18 protein-coding genes and 1 tRNA gene are annotated in these 16,565 nt (G+C 70.0%); 9 read left to right on the top strand and 10 right to left on the bottom strand.

The window, feature by feature from the left end; translation table 11 throughout:
• Positions 1 to 101: 101 nt before the first annotated feature.
• Positions 102 to 1,703 (bottom strand): L-serine ammonia-lyase, iron-sulfur-dependent, subunit alpha, encoded by a 1,602-nt coding sequence (locus V6R91_RS06170; RefSeq protein WP_336394701.1) that lies wholly within the window; start codon positions 1,701 to 1,703, stop codon positions 102 to 104.
• 103 nt (positions 1,704 to 1,806) lie between these two features.
• The gene (locus tag V6R91_RS06165) at positions 1,807 to 2,175 is read right to left on the bottom strand and encodes a VOC family protein (protein WP_336394700.1); all 369 of its coding nucleotides are present in this window, start codon (positions 2,173 to 2,175) and stop codon (positions 1,807 to 1,809) included.
• 110 nt (positions 2,176 to 2,285) lie between these two features.
• Here V6R91_RS06165 and V6R91_RS06160 point away from each other — a divergent pair, with 110 nt between their 5' ends.
• Both V6R91_RS06160 and V6R91_RS06155 read left to right on the top strand, forming a co-directional pair.
• Positions 2,286 to 2,453 carry a hypothetical protein gene (locus V6R91_RS06160; protein ID WP_336394699.1) on the top strand — a complete coding sequence of 56 codons (168 nt, stop codon included), beginning with the start codon at positions 2,286 to 2,288 and terminating at the stop codon, positions 2,451 to 2,453.
• A gap of 63 nt (positions 2,454 to 2,516) precedes the next feature.
• Positions 2,517 to 2,705: a hypothetical protein gene (locus tag V6R91_RS06155; RefSeq protein WP_336394698.1), complete on the top strand. Its 189-nt coding sequence runs from the start codon at positions 2,517 to 2,519 to the stop codon at positions 2,703 to 2,705.
• A gap of 30 nt (positions 2,706 to 2,735) precedes the next feature.
• On the opposite strand, the gene V6R91_RS06150 is transcribed toward V6R91_RS06155, so the two are convergent.
• Positions 2,736 to 2,942, bottom strand: coding sequence for a dodecin family protein (locus tag V6R91_RS06150; protein ID WP_194396520.1), 207 nt, complete (start codon positions 2,940 to 2,942; stop codon positions 2,736 to 2,738).
• Between the two features lie 198 nt (positions 2,943 to 3,140).
• Here V6R91_RS06150 and V6R91_RS06145 point away from each other — a divergent pair, with 198 nt between their 5' ends.
• The 5 genes from V6R91_RS06145 to V6R91_RS06125 all read left to right on the top strand — a co-directional run bounded on the left by V6R91_RS06145 (position 3,141) and on the right by V6R91_RS06125 (position 7,763).
• Positions 3,141 to 3,608, top strand: a complete 468-nt coding sequence (locus V6R91_RS06145; protein WP_336394697.1) for a hypothetical protein — start codon at positions 3,141 to 3,143, stop codon at positions 3,606 to 3,608.
• On the top strand, positions 3,605 to 4,582 hold the full coding sequence (locus tag V6R91_RS06140; RefSeq protein ID WP_336394696.1) for a cation diffusion facilitator family transporter: 978 nt from the start codon (positions 3,605 to 3,607) through the stop codon (positions 4,580 to 4,582). The genes V6R91_RS06145 and V6R91_RS06140 overlap by 4 nt, the downstream gene beginning before the upstream one ends.
• 319 nt (positions 4,583 to 4,901) lie before the next feature.
• Positions 4,902 to 5,792: a class I SAM-dependent methyltransferase gene (locus V6R91_RS06135; protein WP_336394695.1), complete on the top strand. Its 891-nt coding sequence runs from the start codon at positions 4,902 to 4,904 to the stop codon at positions 5,790 to 5,792.
• Positions 5,789 to 6,691 carry an SMP-30/gluconolactonase/LRE family protein gene (locus V6R91_RS06130; protein WP_336394694.1) on the top strand — a complete coding sequence of 301 codons (903 nt, stop codon included), beginning with the start codon at positions 5,789 to 5,791 and terminating at the stop codon, positions 6,689 to 6,691. The genes V6R91_RS06135 and V6R91_RS06130 overlap by 4 nt, the downstream gene beginning before the upstream one ends.
• A 232-nt stretch (positions 6,692 to 6,923) precedes the next feature.
• Positions 6,924 to 7,763: a hypothetical protein gene (locus V6R91_RS06125; RefSeq protein WP_336394693.1), complete on the top strand. Its 840-nt coding sequence runs from the start codon at positions 6,924 to 6,926 to the stop codon at positions 7,761 to 7,763.
• A gap of 131 nt (positions 7,764 to 7,894) precedes the next feature.
• On the opposite strand, the gene V6R91_RS06120 is transcribed toward V6R91_RS06125, so the two are convergent.
• Positions 7,895 to 7,967 (bottom strand) — tRNA-Arg (locus tag V6R91_RS06120).
• Between the two features lie 121 nt (positions 7,968 to 8,088).
• Positions 8,089 to 8,715, bottom strand: a complete 627-nt coding sequence (locus V6R91_RS06115; RefSeq protein ID WP_336394692.1) for an asparagine synthase — start codon at positions 8,713 to 8,715, stop codon at positions 8,089 to 8,091.
• Between the two features lie 191 nt (positions 8,716 to 8,906).
• On the opposite strand from V6R91_RS06115, the gene V6R91_RS06110 reads away from it, so the two are divergent.
• Complete coding sequence (locus V6R91_RS06110) at positions 8,907 to 9,104, top strand: hypothetical protein (RefSeq protein ID WP_336394691.1); 198 nt, start codon at positions 8,907 to 8,909, stop codon at positions 9,102 to 9,104.
• A 66-nt stretch (positions 9,105 to 9,170) separates the two neighbouring features.
• On the opposite strand, the gene V6R91_RS06105 is transcribed toward V6R91_RS06110, so the two are convergent.
• The 5 genes from V6R91_RS06105 to V6R91_RS06085 all read right to left on the bottom strand — a co-directional run bounded on the left by V6R91_RS06105 (position 9,171) and on the right by V6R91_RS06085 (position 15,218).
• Positions 9,171 to 10,115, bottom strand: coding sequence for an aldose 1-epimerase family protein (locus V6R91_RS06105; RefSeq protein ID WP_336394690.1), 945 nt, complete (start codon positions 10,113 to 10,115; stop codon positions 9,171 to 9,173).
• 85 nt (positions 10,116 to 10,200) lie between these two features.
• A complete protein-coding gene (gene araA / locus V6R91_RS06100; protein ID WP_336394689.1) occupies positions 10,201 to 11,712 on the bottom strand; it encodes an L-arabinose isomerase in 1,512 nt (503 codons plus the stop codon).
• Between the two features lie 17 nt (positions 11,713 to 11,729).
• Positions 11,730 to 13,343 (bottom strand): xylulokinase, encoded by a 1,614-nt coding sequence (locus V6R91_RS06095; RefSeq protein WP_336394688.1) that lies wholly within the window; start codon positions 13,341 to 13,343, stop codon positions 11,730 to 11,732.
• Entirely contained in the window at positions 13,340 to 14,122 is a 783-nt protein-coding gene (locus V6R91_RS06090; protein WP_336394687.1) for an L-ribulose-5-phosphate 4-epimerase, read from the bottom strand. Before V6R91_RS06090 ends, V6R91_RS06095 begins: the two co-directional genes overlap by 4 nt.
• A gap of 94 nt (positions 14,123 to 14,216) precedes the next feature.
• Positions 14,217 to 15,218 (bottom strand): LacI family DNA-binding transcriptional regulator, encoded by a 1,002-nt coding sequence (locus V6R91_RS06085; RefSeq protein ID WP_336394686.1) that lies wholly within the window; start codon positions 15,216 to 15,218, stop codon positions 14,217 to 14,219.
• A 283-nt stretch (positions 15,219 to 15,501) separates the two neighbouring features.
• Here V6R91_RS06085 and V6R91_RS06080 point away from each other — a divergent pair, with 283 nt between their 5' ends.
• Positions 15,502 to 16,491, top strand: a complete 990-nt coding sequence (locus V6R91_RS06080; protein WP_336394685.1) for an ABC transporter substrate-binding protein — start codon at positions 15,502 to 15,504, stop codon at positions 16,489 to 16,491.
• Positions 16,492 to 16,565 lie beyond the last annotated feature (74 nt).

Here is a 16,565-nt window from a genome sequence, read left to right as displayed (position 1 = left end):
TCCTCTCGTTCTTGGAGTTGAGTCGAGTCGACTCAACTAATCACAGATTAGCACTCGAAGGGTGCGAGTGCTAGGTCCGCTGTTCGCCGTGAACGAACGCGTCAGCACTCGATGACGTTGACCGCGAGCCCGCCCTCGCTGGTCTCCTTGTACTTGTGCGACATGTCGATCCCCGTCTGCCGCATCGTCTCGACCACGGCATCGAGCGAGACGTAGTGCGAGCCGTCACCGCGCAGCGCGAGCCGCGCCGCAGTGACGGCGGTGGACGCCGCGATCGCGTTGCGCTCGATGCACGGAATCTGCACCAGCCCGCCGACCGGGTCGCAGGTGAGGCCGAGATGGTGCTCCATCGCGATCTCGGCCGCGTTCTCGATCTGGCGGTTGGTGCCGCCCATCACGGCGGTGAGCCCGCCGGCGGCCATCGCGCACGCCGACCCGACCTCGGCCTGGCAGCCGCCCTCGGCCCCCGAGATCGACGCGTTCGCCTTGAAGAGAGAGCCGAGCGCCGTCGCGGTGAGGAGATACCGACGGATGCCGCGGCGACGGTTCGCCTCGGCAACCTCGCGCTCGTCCCACCCGGCGATCGCCTCGGGCGCGGCGGCATGCCCGTGGTAGCCGAGGAGGGCGCTGCCGACGAGCTCGCCGTACGGGGTGACCGCGTTGCCGGCGCCGAGCCCCGAATCGGCGAGGAAGCGCCACCAGTACATCGCCACGGCGGGCACGATCCCCGCGGCGCCGTTCGTGGGCGCGGTCACCACGCGGCCACCGGCGGCGTTCTCCTCGTTGACCGCGAGCGCGAAGGCACCGAGCCACTCCCCCGGGAGTTCGCGGCGACCGTCCGCTTCCGCCGTCTCGAGCTGTGCGCGGATGGCAGCGGCACGCCGCTTCACGCCCAGCATGCCCGGCAGCACGCCGTCGGCGCGCAGACCGGCCTCGACGCAGGCGGCCATCGCATCCCAGATGGCGTCCAGCCCCTCGGCGACCTGCTCCTCGCTGCGAAGCGCCGTCTCGTTGAGGCGGGCGGCCTCGGCGATCGTGAGACCCCGCTCATCGCACAGCGCCAGCAGCTGCTCGGCGCTGTCGAAATCCATCGGGTACACAGACGCTGACGCAGTGGCGCCCGCGCCGGTCGACGGGTCACCCTCGCGGCGGATGAATCCGCCTCCGACCGAGTAGTACGTCTCGCGGGCGATGAGGCCGGCACCGGACACCGGCTCGATCTCGACCGTCGCGGCGGACGCGCCGGTCTCGCGGATGCCGGGACCGCTCAGCGCGCGTGCCGGGCCGTCGTCAGCGGATGCCCACGCCTCCAGCGTCATCGCGTTCGGGTGCGCGGGCAGCCTGGTCCGCGGCGCGAAGACGACGTCGTCGCGCCGGAACGGCACGGCGTGGACGCCCGCGACGGCGAGCGTCTCGCCGTCGGGCCATCCGCTCCACGCCGCACGGACGGCATCCGGATCCACCGTCTCGGGTTCGTGTCCCTGCAGGCCTGCGACCACCGCGTCCGGCGTGCCGTGGCCGATGCCGGTCGCGCCGAGCGAGCCGTAGAGCGTGCAGGTGACCCGCCGCACGCGGGGCAGCGCACCGGAGGCGCGCAGCCGCACGGCGAAGTCGTGGGCCGCCCGCATGGGGCCGACCGTGTGGGAGCTCGAGGGTCCTACGCCGATGGAGAACAGCTCGAACGCCGAGACGTAGGCGCTCATCGCCACCAGGCTAAAGCACGCCCCGTGCGATCTGCAGGGCGTTACCGAGTCGATAGGAGCACGATGCGCGCATCACGGCGATTCCGCGAGGCAGTCTGTCGACTCACGCCGAAGGCCGGAACGAGACGAGCCCCACCGTGTTGCCCTCGGAGTCCTTCACGAAGGCCTGCCACTCGTCGTGCCCGGCGGGCCCGAGCGTGTCGTCGGTGTGCGTGAAGATGACGTGCGGGGGCGAGACCACGTCCGCGCGACCCCCGAGCCGCTCGAGTGCCCTGTCGACGTCGTCGACGCGGAGGTAGAGGAGAGACGGTGGGGCCGCGCGATCGAGCAGGAGTCGCACCCCGTCGAGGTCGAAGAAGAGGAGCCCGGGCGGATCGAAGACAGCGGTTGCAGGCGCTTCGAGCAGTGCGGAGTAGAAGGCCGCAGCACGCTCGAGATCCTCGGCGTGCTGCGCGACCTGCACGAGTCTCATGGCGTCATTGTGGCCCGCCCGTACGCGACGTGCCAGGCCGCACGCAACCCCCCTCGCGCCGGAGCGAATCGGGGAGTATTCAGGAGGGAATCGACCTCTGGAGGTGGACGATGCTGTTCGTCATCTATCTGATCCTGCTCATCGGCGGGATGGTGCTGTTGGGGATCTCGTTCTCGCTGCCGATCCTCTCGGCACCGGCGTTCGTGCTCGGCGTGCTGATCGTCTGCGGCGCGGTCGCGGTGCCGATCACGGCAGGGATCTTCGAGCAGCGGAGGTAGCGCGCGCCGTCTCCGCCAGGGCGCGTCGACGTACGCTGGGTTTCTTCCGCGAAGGGGGCTGCGATGTCCGTCCACGATGAGCACGTACCCGCACACCGGGTGCCCGGGCCCGGCGAGCCGGACATCCCGGAGATCGAACTCGACGAGACCATCGCTCCTCGGCCCGAGGAGGAGGCCGCCGACCTCCTGCGGGCGGAGCCGGACGTGGCGGATCACCGCGACAGCGCGCACGATGACCGAACACGGTCGTGAGCGCGTGGGGTCTTGATGGTGACGCCCGGCTTACTCCGGCACGTACTTGAACGACAGCTGGATCCGGGTGCGGAACAGCAGCGCGCCGTCGTCGCCGACCACGACGTCCTGTTTCGTGACCTCCGCCACGCGCAGGTCGTGGAGCGACCCGGACGCTGTAGTGATCGCTTCTCGGGCCGCCTCCTCCCACGAGGACGCACTCGTGCCGACGACATCGATCACTCGATACACGCTCATCTCGACCTCCATCGCTCGATGCGGACAGGTCCATGATGATGGCGCACACGCCCAGAGGGAAGGGGCCTCAGGATCAGCGCGACGTCGTTTCCGGCTGCGGTCCGGGATCGTCCGCATCATGAGGTCGACGGGGAGATGTTCGGGCTGCCTTCGTTGCGCCTCGCCGGGCCTTCGTAGGAGCGCGCCTATCGTGATGTCATGCGGAGAGTCCTGGCGCTGACGACATCGCTGCTCCTGCTGACCGGATGCGCCGCCGTTCCCGCGGATCCCCAAGGCACACTGGATCGCGTGTCGGGCGGCACCCTGAACGTCGGCGTGTCCCCCAACGGCGACTTCACCTCCGTCACCGGAGACGCGGTGGCCGGCTCAGAGGCTGCGCTTGTCGAGTCGTTCGCCGAGACGGTCGACGCGGAGATCGAGTGGACGGTCGGCTCCGAAGAGGCACTGGTGCGGGCGCTGGAGCGGGAGGATGTCGATCTCGTGATCGGCGGGCTGACTGATGCCACGCCGTGGGCGGACAAAGCGGGCGTGACGAGGCCGTACGGCGAATTCACCGACGAGGACGGGAAGAGGCACAAGCTCGTGATGCTGGTCCCGATGGGCGAGAACGCGTTCCTCACCAGCCTCGAGACCTTCCTCACGCACGAGGCTGCGAGGTTGCGATGAGCATCAGCTTCGGCAGGACCAAGCTGCCTGAGAAGCAGGTCCAGGTCCTGCATCGGGCCATCCGGCTCGAGTGGATCACGATCGGCTTTCTCGCCGTCAGTGTCATCCTCGTGTTCCTCGTGCTCGGCAACTCGCAGGCGATGAAGGCCGCCTGGCTCGAAGACCTGCTGTCATTCATCCCTCCGATCGCTTTCCTCATCGCGGTACGGATCAACCGGAGGCCACCCACTCCCGACCATCCCTACGGCTTTCACCGGTCGGTGGGGGTCGGGCACCTCGTGGCCGCGGTGGCGCTCACAGGGATGGGAACCTTCCTCATCATCGATTCGGGTACGGGGCTCCTCCGCGGCGAGCACCCGACGATCGGAACCGTCGTGCTGTTCGGCCAGGTGATCTGGCTCGGGTGGCTGATGATCGGCGTCATGGCCGTCATCGCCGTGCCCCCCGTCATCATCGGGCGGGCAAAGCTGAAGCTCGCACGCGAGCTGCACAACAAGGTGCTCTACGCCGACGCCGACATGAACAAGGCCGACTGGATGACAGCGGCCGGTTCCATCGTGGGCGTCGCCGGCGTCGGCATCGGGCTCTGGTGGCTCGACTACGTCGCCGCACTCTTCATCTCCGGGAGCATCCTCCACGACGGCTTCCGCAATCTGCGCGCCGCGACCCTCGACCTGATGGATGAGCGCGCGACCACCTTCGACGACAAGAAGCCGCACCCGGTCGGCCGAGAGGTGGAGAAGTACCTTCGCGGACTGCCGTGGGTCGCCGAAGCGGGGTGCCGTACGCGCGACGAGGGGCACGTGTTCCACATCGAGGCGTTCGTCGTCCCGCGCGAGGGTCAGCCGCCTTCGATGGATCACCTCGAGAGCGCCCGGCTCGCGTGCATCGAGATCGACTGGAAAGTCCAGGACATCGTGCTCGTGCTCGTCCCCGAACTCCCGGATGTCGTGCAGCCGGAACCGGCCGTCTGACCCGGTCCCGCCACTCGACCGCATGGCTGCAGCCGGACGGCATGAGGAACAAGAAGGGAGGCGACCTGCAGCAGAAACAAGAAGAGGGGCCCTGGCGCCGATCGTGGCAGTCGCAATGCTCAACGGCCTCGCACCTGGGCGCTCCGCACTGGGGAGGCTGCCTGGATTCGCCGGCTCGGCCCTCGACCGGCGATCGCCACGTATGCGTGCTACCCGACGGACATGCGTGCGCTGCGGCCGTTGATCTCCCTCAACGGGTGCCCGAAGGAAGTAGCCGTGCCTTGGTCTGCGCGCGTGGCGCTGGCTACGCTCCTTGATCGTGATCTATCAGGACCCTCTTGCATATCTGCTCGGCATCGAAGGGTCCGCTCTGCTCGACGCATGGGCCGGTGACCACGATCAAGCCTTCGTCGAAGACCGGGTCGCCGAGATCCGCCGATTGCTCGCCGACGGGAAACTCCAGAATCGTGGGGTGCTCGCGGAGCGCGTGGCCGCTGACGTCGCCTATCAGCAGCAAGCATCTGATTACGACGCGAATGCGGGCGGTGGCCTCTTCGCGATCGACGAGCCGGTCATCACCGAATGGCTGGCGCACCGCGAGGGTGGCGTCGCCCTGGATGCCGCGTGCGGCACAGGCCGATTCGCGCGGATCCTCGCCGACCTCGGCCACATCGTGATCGGCGTCGACGGGTCACAGGACATGCTCGAACTGGCTCGAGAGCGTGTCCCGGAGGGCGACTTCCACCTGGGATCAGTCGATCGACTGCCTCTCGCCGACCGATCGGTCGATGTGGTCGTGTGCGCGCTCGCGCTCGTCCACATCAGCGATCTCGGCCCGGTGTTCGCCGAGTTCGCCCGCGTGCTGCGCCCGGGTGGCGCGCTCCTCATCTCAGACGTGCATCGCGAGCTCACCACGATCGGCTCGGGCATCAAGGGTCTGGGACCCGACGGCGAGCGCCGCCTAGCCCCGGCATTCCGGCATCCCCTCGGCGACTATCTTCGGGCCGCGCTCGCCGCGGGACTCGAGCTGCGCGCCGTCGAGGAGCCCGCCCTCCACTGGGACGACTCGCCGCTGCCGAGGCCGAGCGCCGAGATCGGCGACTGGCCGGCGTGGCCATGGTCCCTGTTGGCATACGTACCTGACGCGGCGCGCGCGGTCTCCGGCCGTCCGCAGCTGCTCCTTCTGCACTTCGCTCAGCCTGCGTCTTGAGCCTGCGCCCTGCCCCCGGGAGAGTTGACCCTGGAATGACCGAGACCACGCCTCTGATTCAGCCGGGTGCACAGCTGGAGCGCCTGTACACCGGTATGGCGTGGGCCGAGGGACCGGTCTGGCTCCCGGATGCTGGAGCCGTGCGCTGGAGCGATATCCCGAACGACAGGATCCTGCAGTTCGACGCCGCGACCGGGGGCGTAGACGTGTATCGAGCCGGAGTCGAGTTCACGAACGGTCGGACCCTCGATCTCGAGGGTCGGGTCGTGCAGTGCTCGCACGGACTGCGCCGGATCGAGCGCGACGTCGACGGGGTCGTGACGCCGATCGTCGATCGGTGGGACGGTGTGCGCTTCAATTCGCCGAACGACGTGGTGGTCGCTTCGGACGGCGCGATCTGGTTCACCGATCCGCCCTACGGCATCCTTTCCGATCACGAAGGACACGCCGCGGCGCCCGAGTACGAAGGATGCTTCGTGTTCCGCTTCGACGAGCGGATGGGAGAGCTGCGGCCGGTGATCACCGATATGGTGCATCCGAACGGACTCGCGTTCTCACCGGACGAGACGGTCCTCTACGTGTCGGACACGGCAGGGGCCACGCAGCCGGGCGTCCCCCACCACATCCGCCGCTACCGCGTGCACGACGGCGCATGCGATCAGGGAGACACCTTCGCGCTGATCGAGGACGGAGTGTGCGACGGCCTGCGCGTCGACGCCCGCGGGCGCGTCTGGGCATCCAGCGCCACCGGCGTCGTCGTCTTCGATGCGGAGGGTGCCCGTGTCGGCGCGATCCCCGTTCCCGAGATCGTGTCCAACGTCTGCTTCGGCGGCGAGGACGGTACGACGCTTTACATCACCGCATCCACCAGCCTCTACCGCATCCACATCCACCTGTAACGCCGAGGACCGCGAGGTCCACTATGCGGATCGTCGTGGTTGGGGGCGACCTGGCACGTCGGGGATATCTGATCCCTGGGCTGGTCACAGACGGCGGTCGCCGGCCATGTCCAAGGACGAAGGGGACCGCAGCCTACGATCGCCGGGGTCGGCGATGGACCCTCGTGAGCGACCGCAGTCGGTGGCACGATGCATCGTGAACCGTCTCGGCCCGATCCGGACACTACTTGGTATGAGCGCAGACAACGAGATCATCAAGCGGTCGACCGACATCCCTTCCGCCGCTGCCGAACCATTCGAGGGAAACGGGAAGGTCGTCGGGGCGTTCCCCGCCTGGCGGGTCGGCGCGGACGCGGCGCAATCGAATGCCTTCGAGGCCTACGCGGACTTCCCTCGAGCTTCGGGAGACGCCGTGGCAACCATCGACCGGCACGCGGTGCGCACCGTGTCCGCCCTCGCAGGCGTGGCGCTCCTCGTCGTGGCGCTCGCCGCCTGCGCGACGCCACCCGAGGCTTCCGTCAGCACCCCGCCGACCGCATCCAGCCCACCTCCGCCGAGGGGGACTCCTTCTTCGTCGGCCGCCCCTTCTGACGATGGGGCGACCGCCCTGGTGCTTCCGGGAGCGTGCGCAGACATCTACTCCGACGCGATGTTCGCCCACCTGACAGCCACGGCGCCGCCGCTCAACGATCCCCTGCATACCACGCCGTCCACGGAGCTGGCGGCCGGCCGGGAGGTACTCGAAGAGGCCCCGACTCTCCGGTGCACCTGGGGCGGGGCATCCGAGTACGGACTCTCGACCAACGTCACCATGGTGGATTCGGGGCAATCGACATCAGTCGCGCAGGCCGCCGTCGAGTCCGGGATGACGTGCAAGCAGCACGCCGAGGGCACGATCTGCCGGACCCGGGAGGACGTCTTCGTCGACGGGGAACTCTACGCCACCGTGGGAGAGACGCACTACTTCCGGGATACCGGCTGGGTCGCCACGCACTGGACCAACTTCGCGCCGGACGGTTACACGGAAGACATCGTCGCCACGTTGTGGCCGTCACTCGCGCCGACGGAGTAATCAACCGCGCGGCGCCGACGCTCGATCGTCGGATCCTGACTCCGTCGCCGCCAACCCAGCGATGGACCGCAGAAACAAGAAGAGCGCCGGCGAACCGGCGCTCTTCTCGAGGTCACTGTCTCAACACAGTGCGCGCCCGAAGGGACTCGAACCCCTAACCTTCTGATCCGTAGTCAGATGCTCTATCCATTGAGCTACGGGCGCATGTCGTTCGCAGCAGCGCACAACGTCGTCAAGAATACCTCACGGCCACCCACGGCGCGAATCGGCGGGAGGATGCCGGATTCCCGGGCGTGTCCGCCCCTCGCCGGCCGTCGCGCTGACGTCAGGAGTCGAGCTCGCTGGCGTCGATGCCGGAGATGCGCGGAGAGGGAGTCGGGGTCGGGCCGGAGGGCGCGGCATCCGTCTTCGCATCCTGATGGCGCTTGTGGGAGGCCAGACGCGGGAGGTCGACCAGGCGGATCGACTGCATGCGCGCGGCCCGCATGCGGTCGTAGTCGGGGTCGAGCTCTGGTCGCATGCCCTCGACGCGCAGCCTTCGCTGGAGGTTGGCCTCGACGTCGCCCCAGGCGGCGTCGCGGGACTGCTCGATGAGCGTGCGCACCACGTGCGGGTCGTCGGCCATGCGACGCAGCGCGTGTGCGACGCCGGCGTACTGACGGCCCCTCCGGCGCAGGTTGCGGGTGTCGCGGTCGCGGTAGTCGTGCGTGCCGTCGGGGTCGGTGAACTTGCCCCAGGCCTTCTTGCGCTGGCTCCTCACGAGCGCGGCCGCCTGGTCCTGCTCGTCGGCCAGCGCGATCAGCGTCTCGTGGGCGAACGGCGTGAACGTCGCCACGTCGAACGGCGCGTCGTGTGCGATCGTCTCGACGAGGATCCGGTTGCGGATGGCCAGCCGAGCGGCGGCGGACGCGATGGACACCCCTTCGGCGATCGCCTCTGCGGTCTTGCCCATCGCACCTCCCTCGAAAAGGCTAGCGTCCGCCGGGCGTTCGCGAGTCCGGAAGAACGAGAGGCCGCGGGCGACGACGTCGACTCCCCTGCGCTGCCGCTTTAGCGGACCCGGGCCGGGGAATCAAGGCCCCCCTCTGAAAGCGGGGGTCCCACGTAGCGTCGGAGTCACATCCCTCTCGAGAGGAGTGACCGATGGGATTCATGGATGACGCCAAAGAGACGGCCGAGGCCGTCGGCGAAAAGGTCAAGCGTGGATTCGAAGACACGACAGATCGCATCGGCGACAAGGTCGACGAGATGAAGGCGGATGCCGAGGTTCGCAAAGCCGAGCGCGAGCGAGACTCGGTGAAGACGCGCAACGACATCAAGGAAGACCTGCGGGACAACTGACCCGCACCTGAAGAAGGCGGAGCCGCCCGGGGGGCCGGCTCCGCCTTCGTCATGTCACGGCAGAGATCAGTCGATCGCGGCGATGCGCCAGGACGCGGTGACGGATGCCGCCGGCTCGATCTCGATGAGACCGGCGTCGTAGTCGTACGACGAGGCGTTGAAGGCATCCGGTGCGCAGGTCATCGGCTCGACGGCGAGCCCGAGACGGCTCTGCGCCGGGTCGGGCTTGTCGGCGGTGTGCACTTGCACCCAGGGGCACGTGGCATCCCACGTCATCTGCACGCCGGAGCCGGCGGCATCCGTCACGCGAACCGTGGCGTAGCCGTCGGCATCGCGGATCAGTCCGGAGTACGCGTGGTCGATCTCGGCGGAGCCGATGACCCGCGGCGAGCGGAAGTCGAACCGCTCGGGGTCGTCGGCGTCCACCGCGACCAGGCCGGTGGGGATGAGGCGGTCGGGGGTGACTGCGAGCACCTGAGCGGCGGGCAGCTCGAGAGTCCAGCCGTCGACGCGACCGTCCCCGGCAACGAGGTACGGGTGCGGCCCGGTCCCCCAGGGCGCCGGCTGCTCGCTCTCGTTGTGGGCGGTGACCGACTGCGTGAGGCCGTCAGGACCCAGCGAGAACGTCGTCGTGATGACCAGGCGCCACGGGTAGAACGTCTGCGGCTGGATGACGGCGGCGAGCGTCACGTGGTCGGGCCCCTTGTCGACGGCCTCGAAGTCGAGCCACGTCGCCAGGCCGTGCAGCGCGTGCGAGCGCGCCGGCTCAGTGAGGGGCAGCTGGAAGTCGCGGCCGCCGAACGAGTAGGTGCCGTCGACCACGCGGTTGGGCCACGGTGCGAGGGTCGCACCTCGATGCGCCGGACGCACCTCGTCGGCCTCGAACGGCACGACGAGGTCGCGGCCCCGGTAGGTGAGCGAGCGCAGCGTCGCACCGACGCTCGCGACGACGGCCTCGTAGTCACCCGCACGCAGCGCGTGCTGGGTTCCGGAAGCGGGGGGACGTGCCATGTGGGCTCCTTGCGGAAGGGGGGCGGATGCCGCCAACCAGAGTAGCGGCGAGGTTCGGGGCGCTCGAACCCGGGGATTACGAAGGTCAGAGCCCCTGGGCGAGGCGGTAGTACGCCTGGTTCCAGCGCAGCTCGCGCTGGAAGCCGCGCACGGTGGTGTCCTCGTCGATGACGACGAGCTCGGTGGCGGCGATGTCCGCGAAGTCGCGGAACACCTCGATGCCGACCGCGGTGGTCATCACGGTGTGGTGTGCGGCGCCGGCGGCGAGCCAGCAGGCGGCGCTGGTCGCGAAGTCCGGTGCCGGCTTCCACACCGCCCGGCCCACGGGGAGCTTGGGCAGGTCAGGGGCGTCGACGTTCTCGACGACGTTGGCGACGAGGCGGAACCGGTCGCGCATGTCGCTCATCGCGACGACGAGCGCGGGGCCGGGGTCGGCGGTGAAGACCAGGCGCACCGGGTCGTCCTTGCCGCCGATGCCGAGCGCGTGCACCTCGAGACGCGGCTTCGCGGTGGTCAGCGACGGCGAGACCTCGAGCATGTGCGCGCCGAGGATCTTCTCGTCTCCGGCGACGAGGTCGTAGGTGTAGTCCTCCATCAGACTCGCCCCGCCGGGGAGCCCCGCGCCCATGACGTTGGCGATCCGGACCAGGATCGCGGTCTTCCAGTCGCCCTCGGCGCCGAACCCGTACCCCTCGGCCATGAGCCGCTGCACCGCCAGGCCCGGCAGCTGCTTCAGCGCGCCGAGGTCCTCGAACGACGTGGTGAACGCGCCGAAGCCGCCCGCCTCGAGGAACGACCGCAGGCCGAGCTCGATAGCGGCGCCGTCGCGCAGTGACTGGTGGCGGTCGCCGTCGGGCCGCAGCTCGGCCGCGACGTCGTACTCATCGAGGTAGACCTGCACCAGCGCGTCGACATCCGCGTCGGCCTGGGCCTCCACCGCGGCGACGAGCTCGTTCACGCCCCACGTGTTCACCTGCACACCGAACCGCAGCTCCGCCTCGGTCTTGTCGCCCTCGGTCACGGCGACGTAGCGCATGTTGTCGCCGAAGCGGGCGAGCTTGAGCGACCGCGACGCCGCCCAGCCCGCGGCGGCGCGCTGCCAGTCCTCCACCTCCTGCCGCACCGCCGGGTTGGAGACGTGACCCACGACCGTCTTGCGCGCCACACCCAGACGGGTCTGGATGTACCCGAACTCGCGGTCGCCGTGCGCGGCCTGGTTCAGATTCATGAAGTCGAAGTCGATGTCGGCCCACGGCAGCTCCACGTTCGCCTGCGTGTGCAGGTGCAGCAGCGGCTTGCGGAGTGCGTCGAGGCCCGCGATCCACATCTTCGCCGGGCTGAACGTGTGCATCCACGCCACGACGCCGATGACGTCGTCGCGGGCGTTGACATCGAGGGCGAGGCGGCGGATCGAGTCCGAGTCCTTCAGAACCGGCTTCCACACGACCTTGACCGGGAGGCCGGCCAGACCCTCGGCCACGGCCTGGGACTGCTCCGCGACCTGGCGCAGGGTCTCTTCGCCGTAGAGGTTCTGGCTGCCGGTGACGAACCAGACCTCGTAGGTGTCGAGCGAGGTGGACAGGGGCGTGCGGGTCATCGTTGTTCCTTCGGGTTTCAGAGAGCGGTGACCGCGGCGGCTTCGACGGCGAGGCCGGCTCGGTAGCGGTCGAGGTAGGCGGCGAACCCGGCGACGTCAGCGGGTTCCGGGTCGGCGGTCCCGACGGCGGCGTCGGCGAAGACCCGCTCGTCGAGATAGGACGACAGCGAGATGACGGATGCCTCGGCCGAGGCATCCGCGCTCGCCACCGCCCGCGCGTACGCGGCCAGCACGGCGATCCCCCACGCGCCGCCTTCGGAGGCGGTGTCGCCGACCGAGACGGGAGCGCCGAGCGCGCCCGCGAGGAAGCGCTGCGCGACGCCCGCGGTGCGGAACATGCCGCCGTGCGCGAACATGCGGTCGAGGCCGACCCCTTCGTCCTCGAGCACGCGCATGCCCAGCGCCAGCGTGCCGAAGACGCCGTAGAGGTGCGCGCGCATCGCATTCGCCAGCGTGAGCCGACTGTCGGGCGTGCGCACGAACAGCGGACGCCCCTCGGCGAGCCCGGCGATCGGCTCGCCGGCGAGGTGGTTGTAGGCCAGCAGCCCGCCGGCATCCGCCTCGCCTTCGAGCGCTTCGCGGAAGAGCGTCTCGTACACGGCGTCGTCGGCGAGCGGGCGACCGGACGCCTCGGCGAAGCGCGCGAACATCCCCGCCCAGGCGGCGAGCTCGCTGGCGCCGTTGTTGCAGTGGACCATGGCCACCGGATCCCCGGAGGGGGTCGTCACGAGGTCGAGCTCGTGGTGCACGCGCTCGAGCGGCCGCTCGAGCACGACCATCGCGAAGATGCTCGTGCCCGCACTGACGTTGCCGGTCCGCGGGGCGACGGCGTTGGTCGCGACCATGCCGGTCCCGGCGTCGCCTTCGGGGGCGCAGAACGGGATGCCGGGGCGCAGCGCTCCGGACGGGTCGAGCAGCGCCGCCCCTTCGGCCGTCAGCGCGCCGGCGGCTTCTCCGGCGACGCGGATCTCGGGCAGGAGCTCCGCGACGCCGGCCACCGGCAGACGACCGGCGGCGAGGTCGTCGTAGCGTGCGAGCAGCGCGGTGTCGTAGCCGGCGGTCCCGGCGCCGATCGGGAACATCCCCGAGGCGTCTCCGACGCCGAGCACCTTCTCGCCCGTCAGCTTCCAGTGGACGTAGCCGGCGAGTGTGGTGGCGAACCGGAGGGCGGGGACATGCGCCTCGCCGTCGATGACCGCCTGGTGCAGGTGTGCGATCGACCACCTCAGCGGGATGTTCACGCCGAACGCCTCGGTGAGCTCCGCCGCCGCGGCGCCGGTGTTCGTGTTGCGCCACGTGCGGAACGGCACGAGAAGCGCCCCCGCCTCGTCGAAGGCGAGGTAGCCGTGCATCATCGCCGAGACGCCGATAGCCCCGAACGTCCCGGGCGCCACGCCGTGGCGCTGCCGGGCGTCGGAGACGAGCTCGGCGTACGCGTCCTGCAGCCCCGACCAGACCTCGTCGAGCGAATAGGTCCACAGGCCCGACTCGTAGCGGTTCTCCCACGCGTGCGAGCCCACGGCGAGCACGTTCGCCGGGTCGTCGGCATCCACGAGGCACGCCTTGATGCGGGTCGAGCCCAGTTCGATGCCGAGCGCCGTGCGCCCGGCCCGGATCGCGTCGGCGCTCACCGGCCGGCCTCTTCCGCACCGTCGTCGGCACCGCTGCGACGCTCGTCCGAGCTCTGGCCGTAGACGTTCTGGTACCGGTCGTAGAGGCGGTCGATGGCCTCCTGCGGGATGGGGATGAGCGGGCCGGCCTCGCGGGCGTAGTGCACCGTGCGGGCGACGTCCTCGACCATGACGGCGGCCTTGACGGCGTCCTTCGCCGACACCCCGATCGTGAACGGTCCGTGGTTCTGCATCAGCACGGCGCGCGAGCGGTGTCCGGTGAGGGTCTCGACGATGCCGCGGCCGATGGAGTCGTCGCCGATGATGGCGAACGGCCCGACCGGGACGGGCCCACCGAACTCGTCGGCCATCGCGGTGATGACGCAGGGGATCTCCTCGCCGCGCGCGGCCCACGCCACCGCGAACGTCGAGTGGGTGTGCACGACTCCCCCGACCTCGGGCATGTGCCGGTAGACGTACGCGTGCGCGGCGGTGTCGCTCGACGGGCTGCGGTCGCTCCCCGGCGTTCCGGGGATGACGTCACCGTCGAGGTCGCAGAGGATCATGTTCTCCGGCGCGAGGTCGTCGTACGAGACGCCGGACGGCTTGATGACGAACAGGTCGGCTCCGGGCACGCGTCCCGACACGTTCCCGCCCGTCCACACGATCAGGCCGTATCGCACGAGCTCGGCGTGGAGCGCCGCCACCTCGGCACGGACGGCGGCGATGGATGCCTCCACCTCGGCGGAGAACGAGGGCGGCGGCGTCGCCGGGTCGGGGCTGGTCACGGGGTCCTCCATCGGGTCTCGTGTCGAGAAGTGGGGCAGAGCATCGCCCGGGACGCCATGTTACCGGTAACACCGACGATTCGCACCGGTGGTTCGACGCCCGCGTTCAGCGGGGCGGCGCCGTGGACGCCCGGACGACCAGCCGCGGGGGCGCGACCGCCGGCGCCGGTGCGCCGAGCACCTCGGCGACGGCACGGCGGGCCTCGCCGGCGAGGTCGAGCCCGACCGTGGTGAGCCCGGGGCGATAGAACGCGGCATCCGGGTTGTCGTCGAATCCGGCGACGCTCACGTCGCCCGGGACGTCCAGCTGTGCGTGGCGCAGGCCCGCGATGAGCCCCAGGGCCATCTGGTCGTTGGCCACCGCGATGGCCGTCGGCCCCTCGGATGCGCTGACCGCTGCGGCCACCTCGCCCGCGATCGCCGCGCCGGCCGCGGCGGTCCAGTCACCGCTCCATCGCCGGCCGGGCTCGATCCCCGCCTCGGCCAGCGCCCGCAGCGCGCCGGCCTCGCGTGAACGGGCCTCGAGCCAGTCGTCGGGACCGGCGACGCGTGCGATGCGCCGGTGGCCGAGGGCGAGCAGGTGCGTCACGGCGAGCGCCGCCCCCGCCTCCTGCGGGGAGGCGCCCTGCCCGGAGTGCAGTGCCGCGACGGCGATCCCGGCGTGCGCGTCCACCAGCGCGGGCAGCGTCGCGGCGTGCGGGGCCAGGACGATGAGCCCGTCGACCCCCTGCCCGAGCAGGCGATCGGCCGCGTCGCGGACGGATGCCTCGTCCGAGGCATCCGCGTATGCCGTCGCGATCCACCGCCCGGACTCGCGTGCGGCCGCCTCCAGCGCGGCGATGCCGACGGCCGGCCCGTACAGCGTCGCGTCGGACGCGATCACCCCGAGGGTGCGCGTGGTGCGCGTGCCGAGCGCCCGGGCGGCGTTGTTGACGCGGTACCCGAGATCGGCGATGGCGCGCAGGACGCGGTCCCGGGTCTCGGGCCGGATGTTCGGCTGCTCGTTAATGACGCGCGACACCGTCTGCGTCGAGACCCCCGCCGCGCGGGCGACGTCGCGCACGCCCACACGGCTGGACGACGGGGCACTCGCTCGCGGCTCGCTCATCGCGCTCACCCTATCCGCCTCGCCGCGCGGGCAGCCGCTGCCGCCGGTCGCGCGCCCAGCACCCTTTGCGACGGATGTTATCCCTCACTTCAACCGTTGCGCGAGGCTGTCCGGCCGGAGACGCATCTCGTGCGCGGCTCTCGCGTTATGGAACTGTTACCGCTAACATCTTGCCAATGACCGGAATGTGAGGGCTAACATCTCCAGCGTCGGAGTCGCACAGCAGCGACTCGCACAACAACGAGCCGGCAGCGATGCCGGACCAGAACGAGGAGGTTTTGGAATGAGCAGGAACAAGCTTCTCGCCGGGTTCGCGCTTCTGGGGGCCCTGGCCCTCACCGCGACCGGCTGCGCGAGCGGAGACGGCGACGGCGGTGACGCCGGGAGCGGGGGCGACGAGGTCATCACCGTCGGCTTCGCCCAGACCGGTTCGGAGTCGGGCTGGCGCTCGGCGAACACCGAGTCGATGAAGGAGGCCTTCTCGGCCGACAACGGCTTCGAGCTGGTCTTCAACGCGGCCGACAACGACACCGCCGCCCAGATCGCCGCCGTGCGCGATTTCATCAACCAGGGCGTCGACGCCATCGTCATCGCGCCGATCGTGGAGGACGGCTGGGACGACGTGCTGCAGGAGGCGGCGGATGCCGGCATCCCGGTTGTCCTCGAGGACCGCACCGTCTCGGCGCCCGACGACCTCTACGCGAGCTGGGTCGGCCTGGACTTCAAGAAGGAAGGCGTCATGGCCGGGGAGTGGGCGGCCGAGACGTTCGGCGACACCCCGACGAAGATGGTCGTGCTCGAGGGCACGACGGGATCGGCCCCCGCCAACGACCGCGCCGCGGGCTTCGACGAGGCCGTCGAAGGAACGGCGATCGAGAAGATCGACTCGCAGACGGGCGACTTCACGCGCGACGGCGGGAAGACCGTCATGGAGGGCTTCCTCCAGAAGTACGGCGCCGACGGCATCGACCTGGTCTACGCGCACAACGACGACATGGCGCTCGGCGCGATCGAGGCCATCGAGGCGGCGGGGGCAGAACCCGGCGTCGACATCCAGATCGTGTCGATCGATGCCGTCAAGGACGGCATGCAGGCGCTCGTCGACGGGAAGATCAACTACATCGTCGAGTGCAACCCGCTGCTCGGAGAGCTTGCGGCGGGACTCGTCAAGGACGTGCTCGCCGGCGAGGAGGTCGAGAAGGAGGTCTACGTCGAAGACCAGACCTTCACCCAGGAGCAGGCCGCCGAGGTCATCGACAGCCGTCCCTACTGATCGCCGGCGCATCGATCCTGTACCAAGGTAGGTCGAGAGCACCCCGCCGGGCGGCCCACGGGCCCCCGGCGGCG

The sequence above is a fragment of the Microbacterium sp. CCNWLW41 genome (assembly GCF_037083505.1).
Note: the sequence above shows the minus strand (reverse complement) of the source record. Positions and strands in the feature narration are given on the sequence as shown.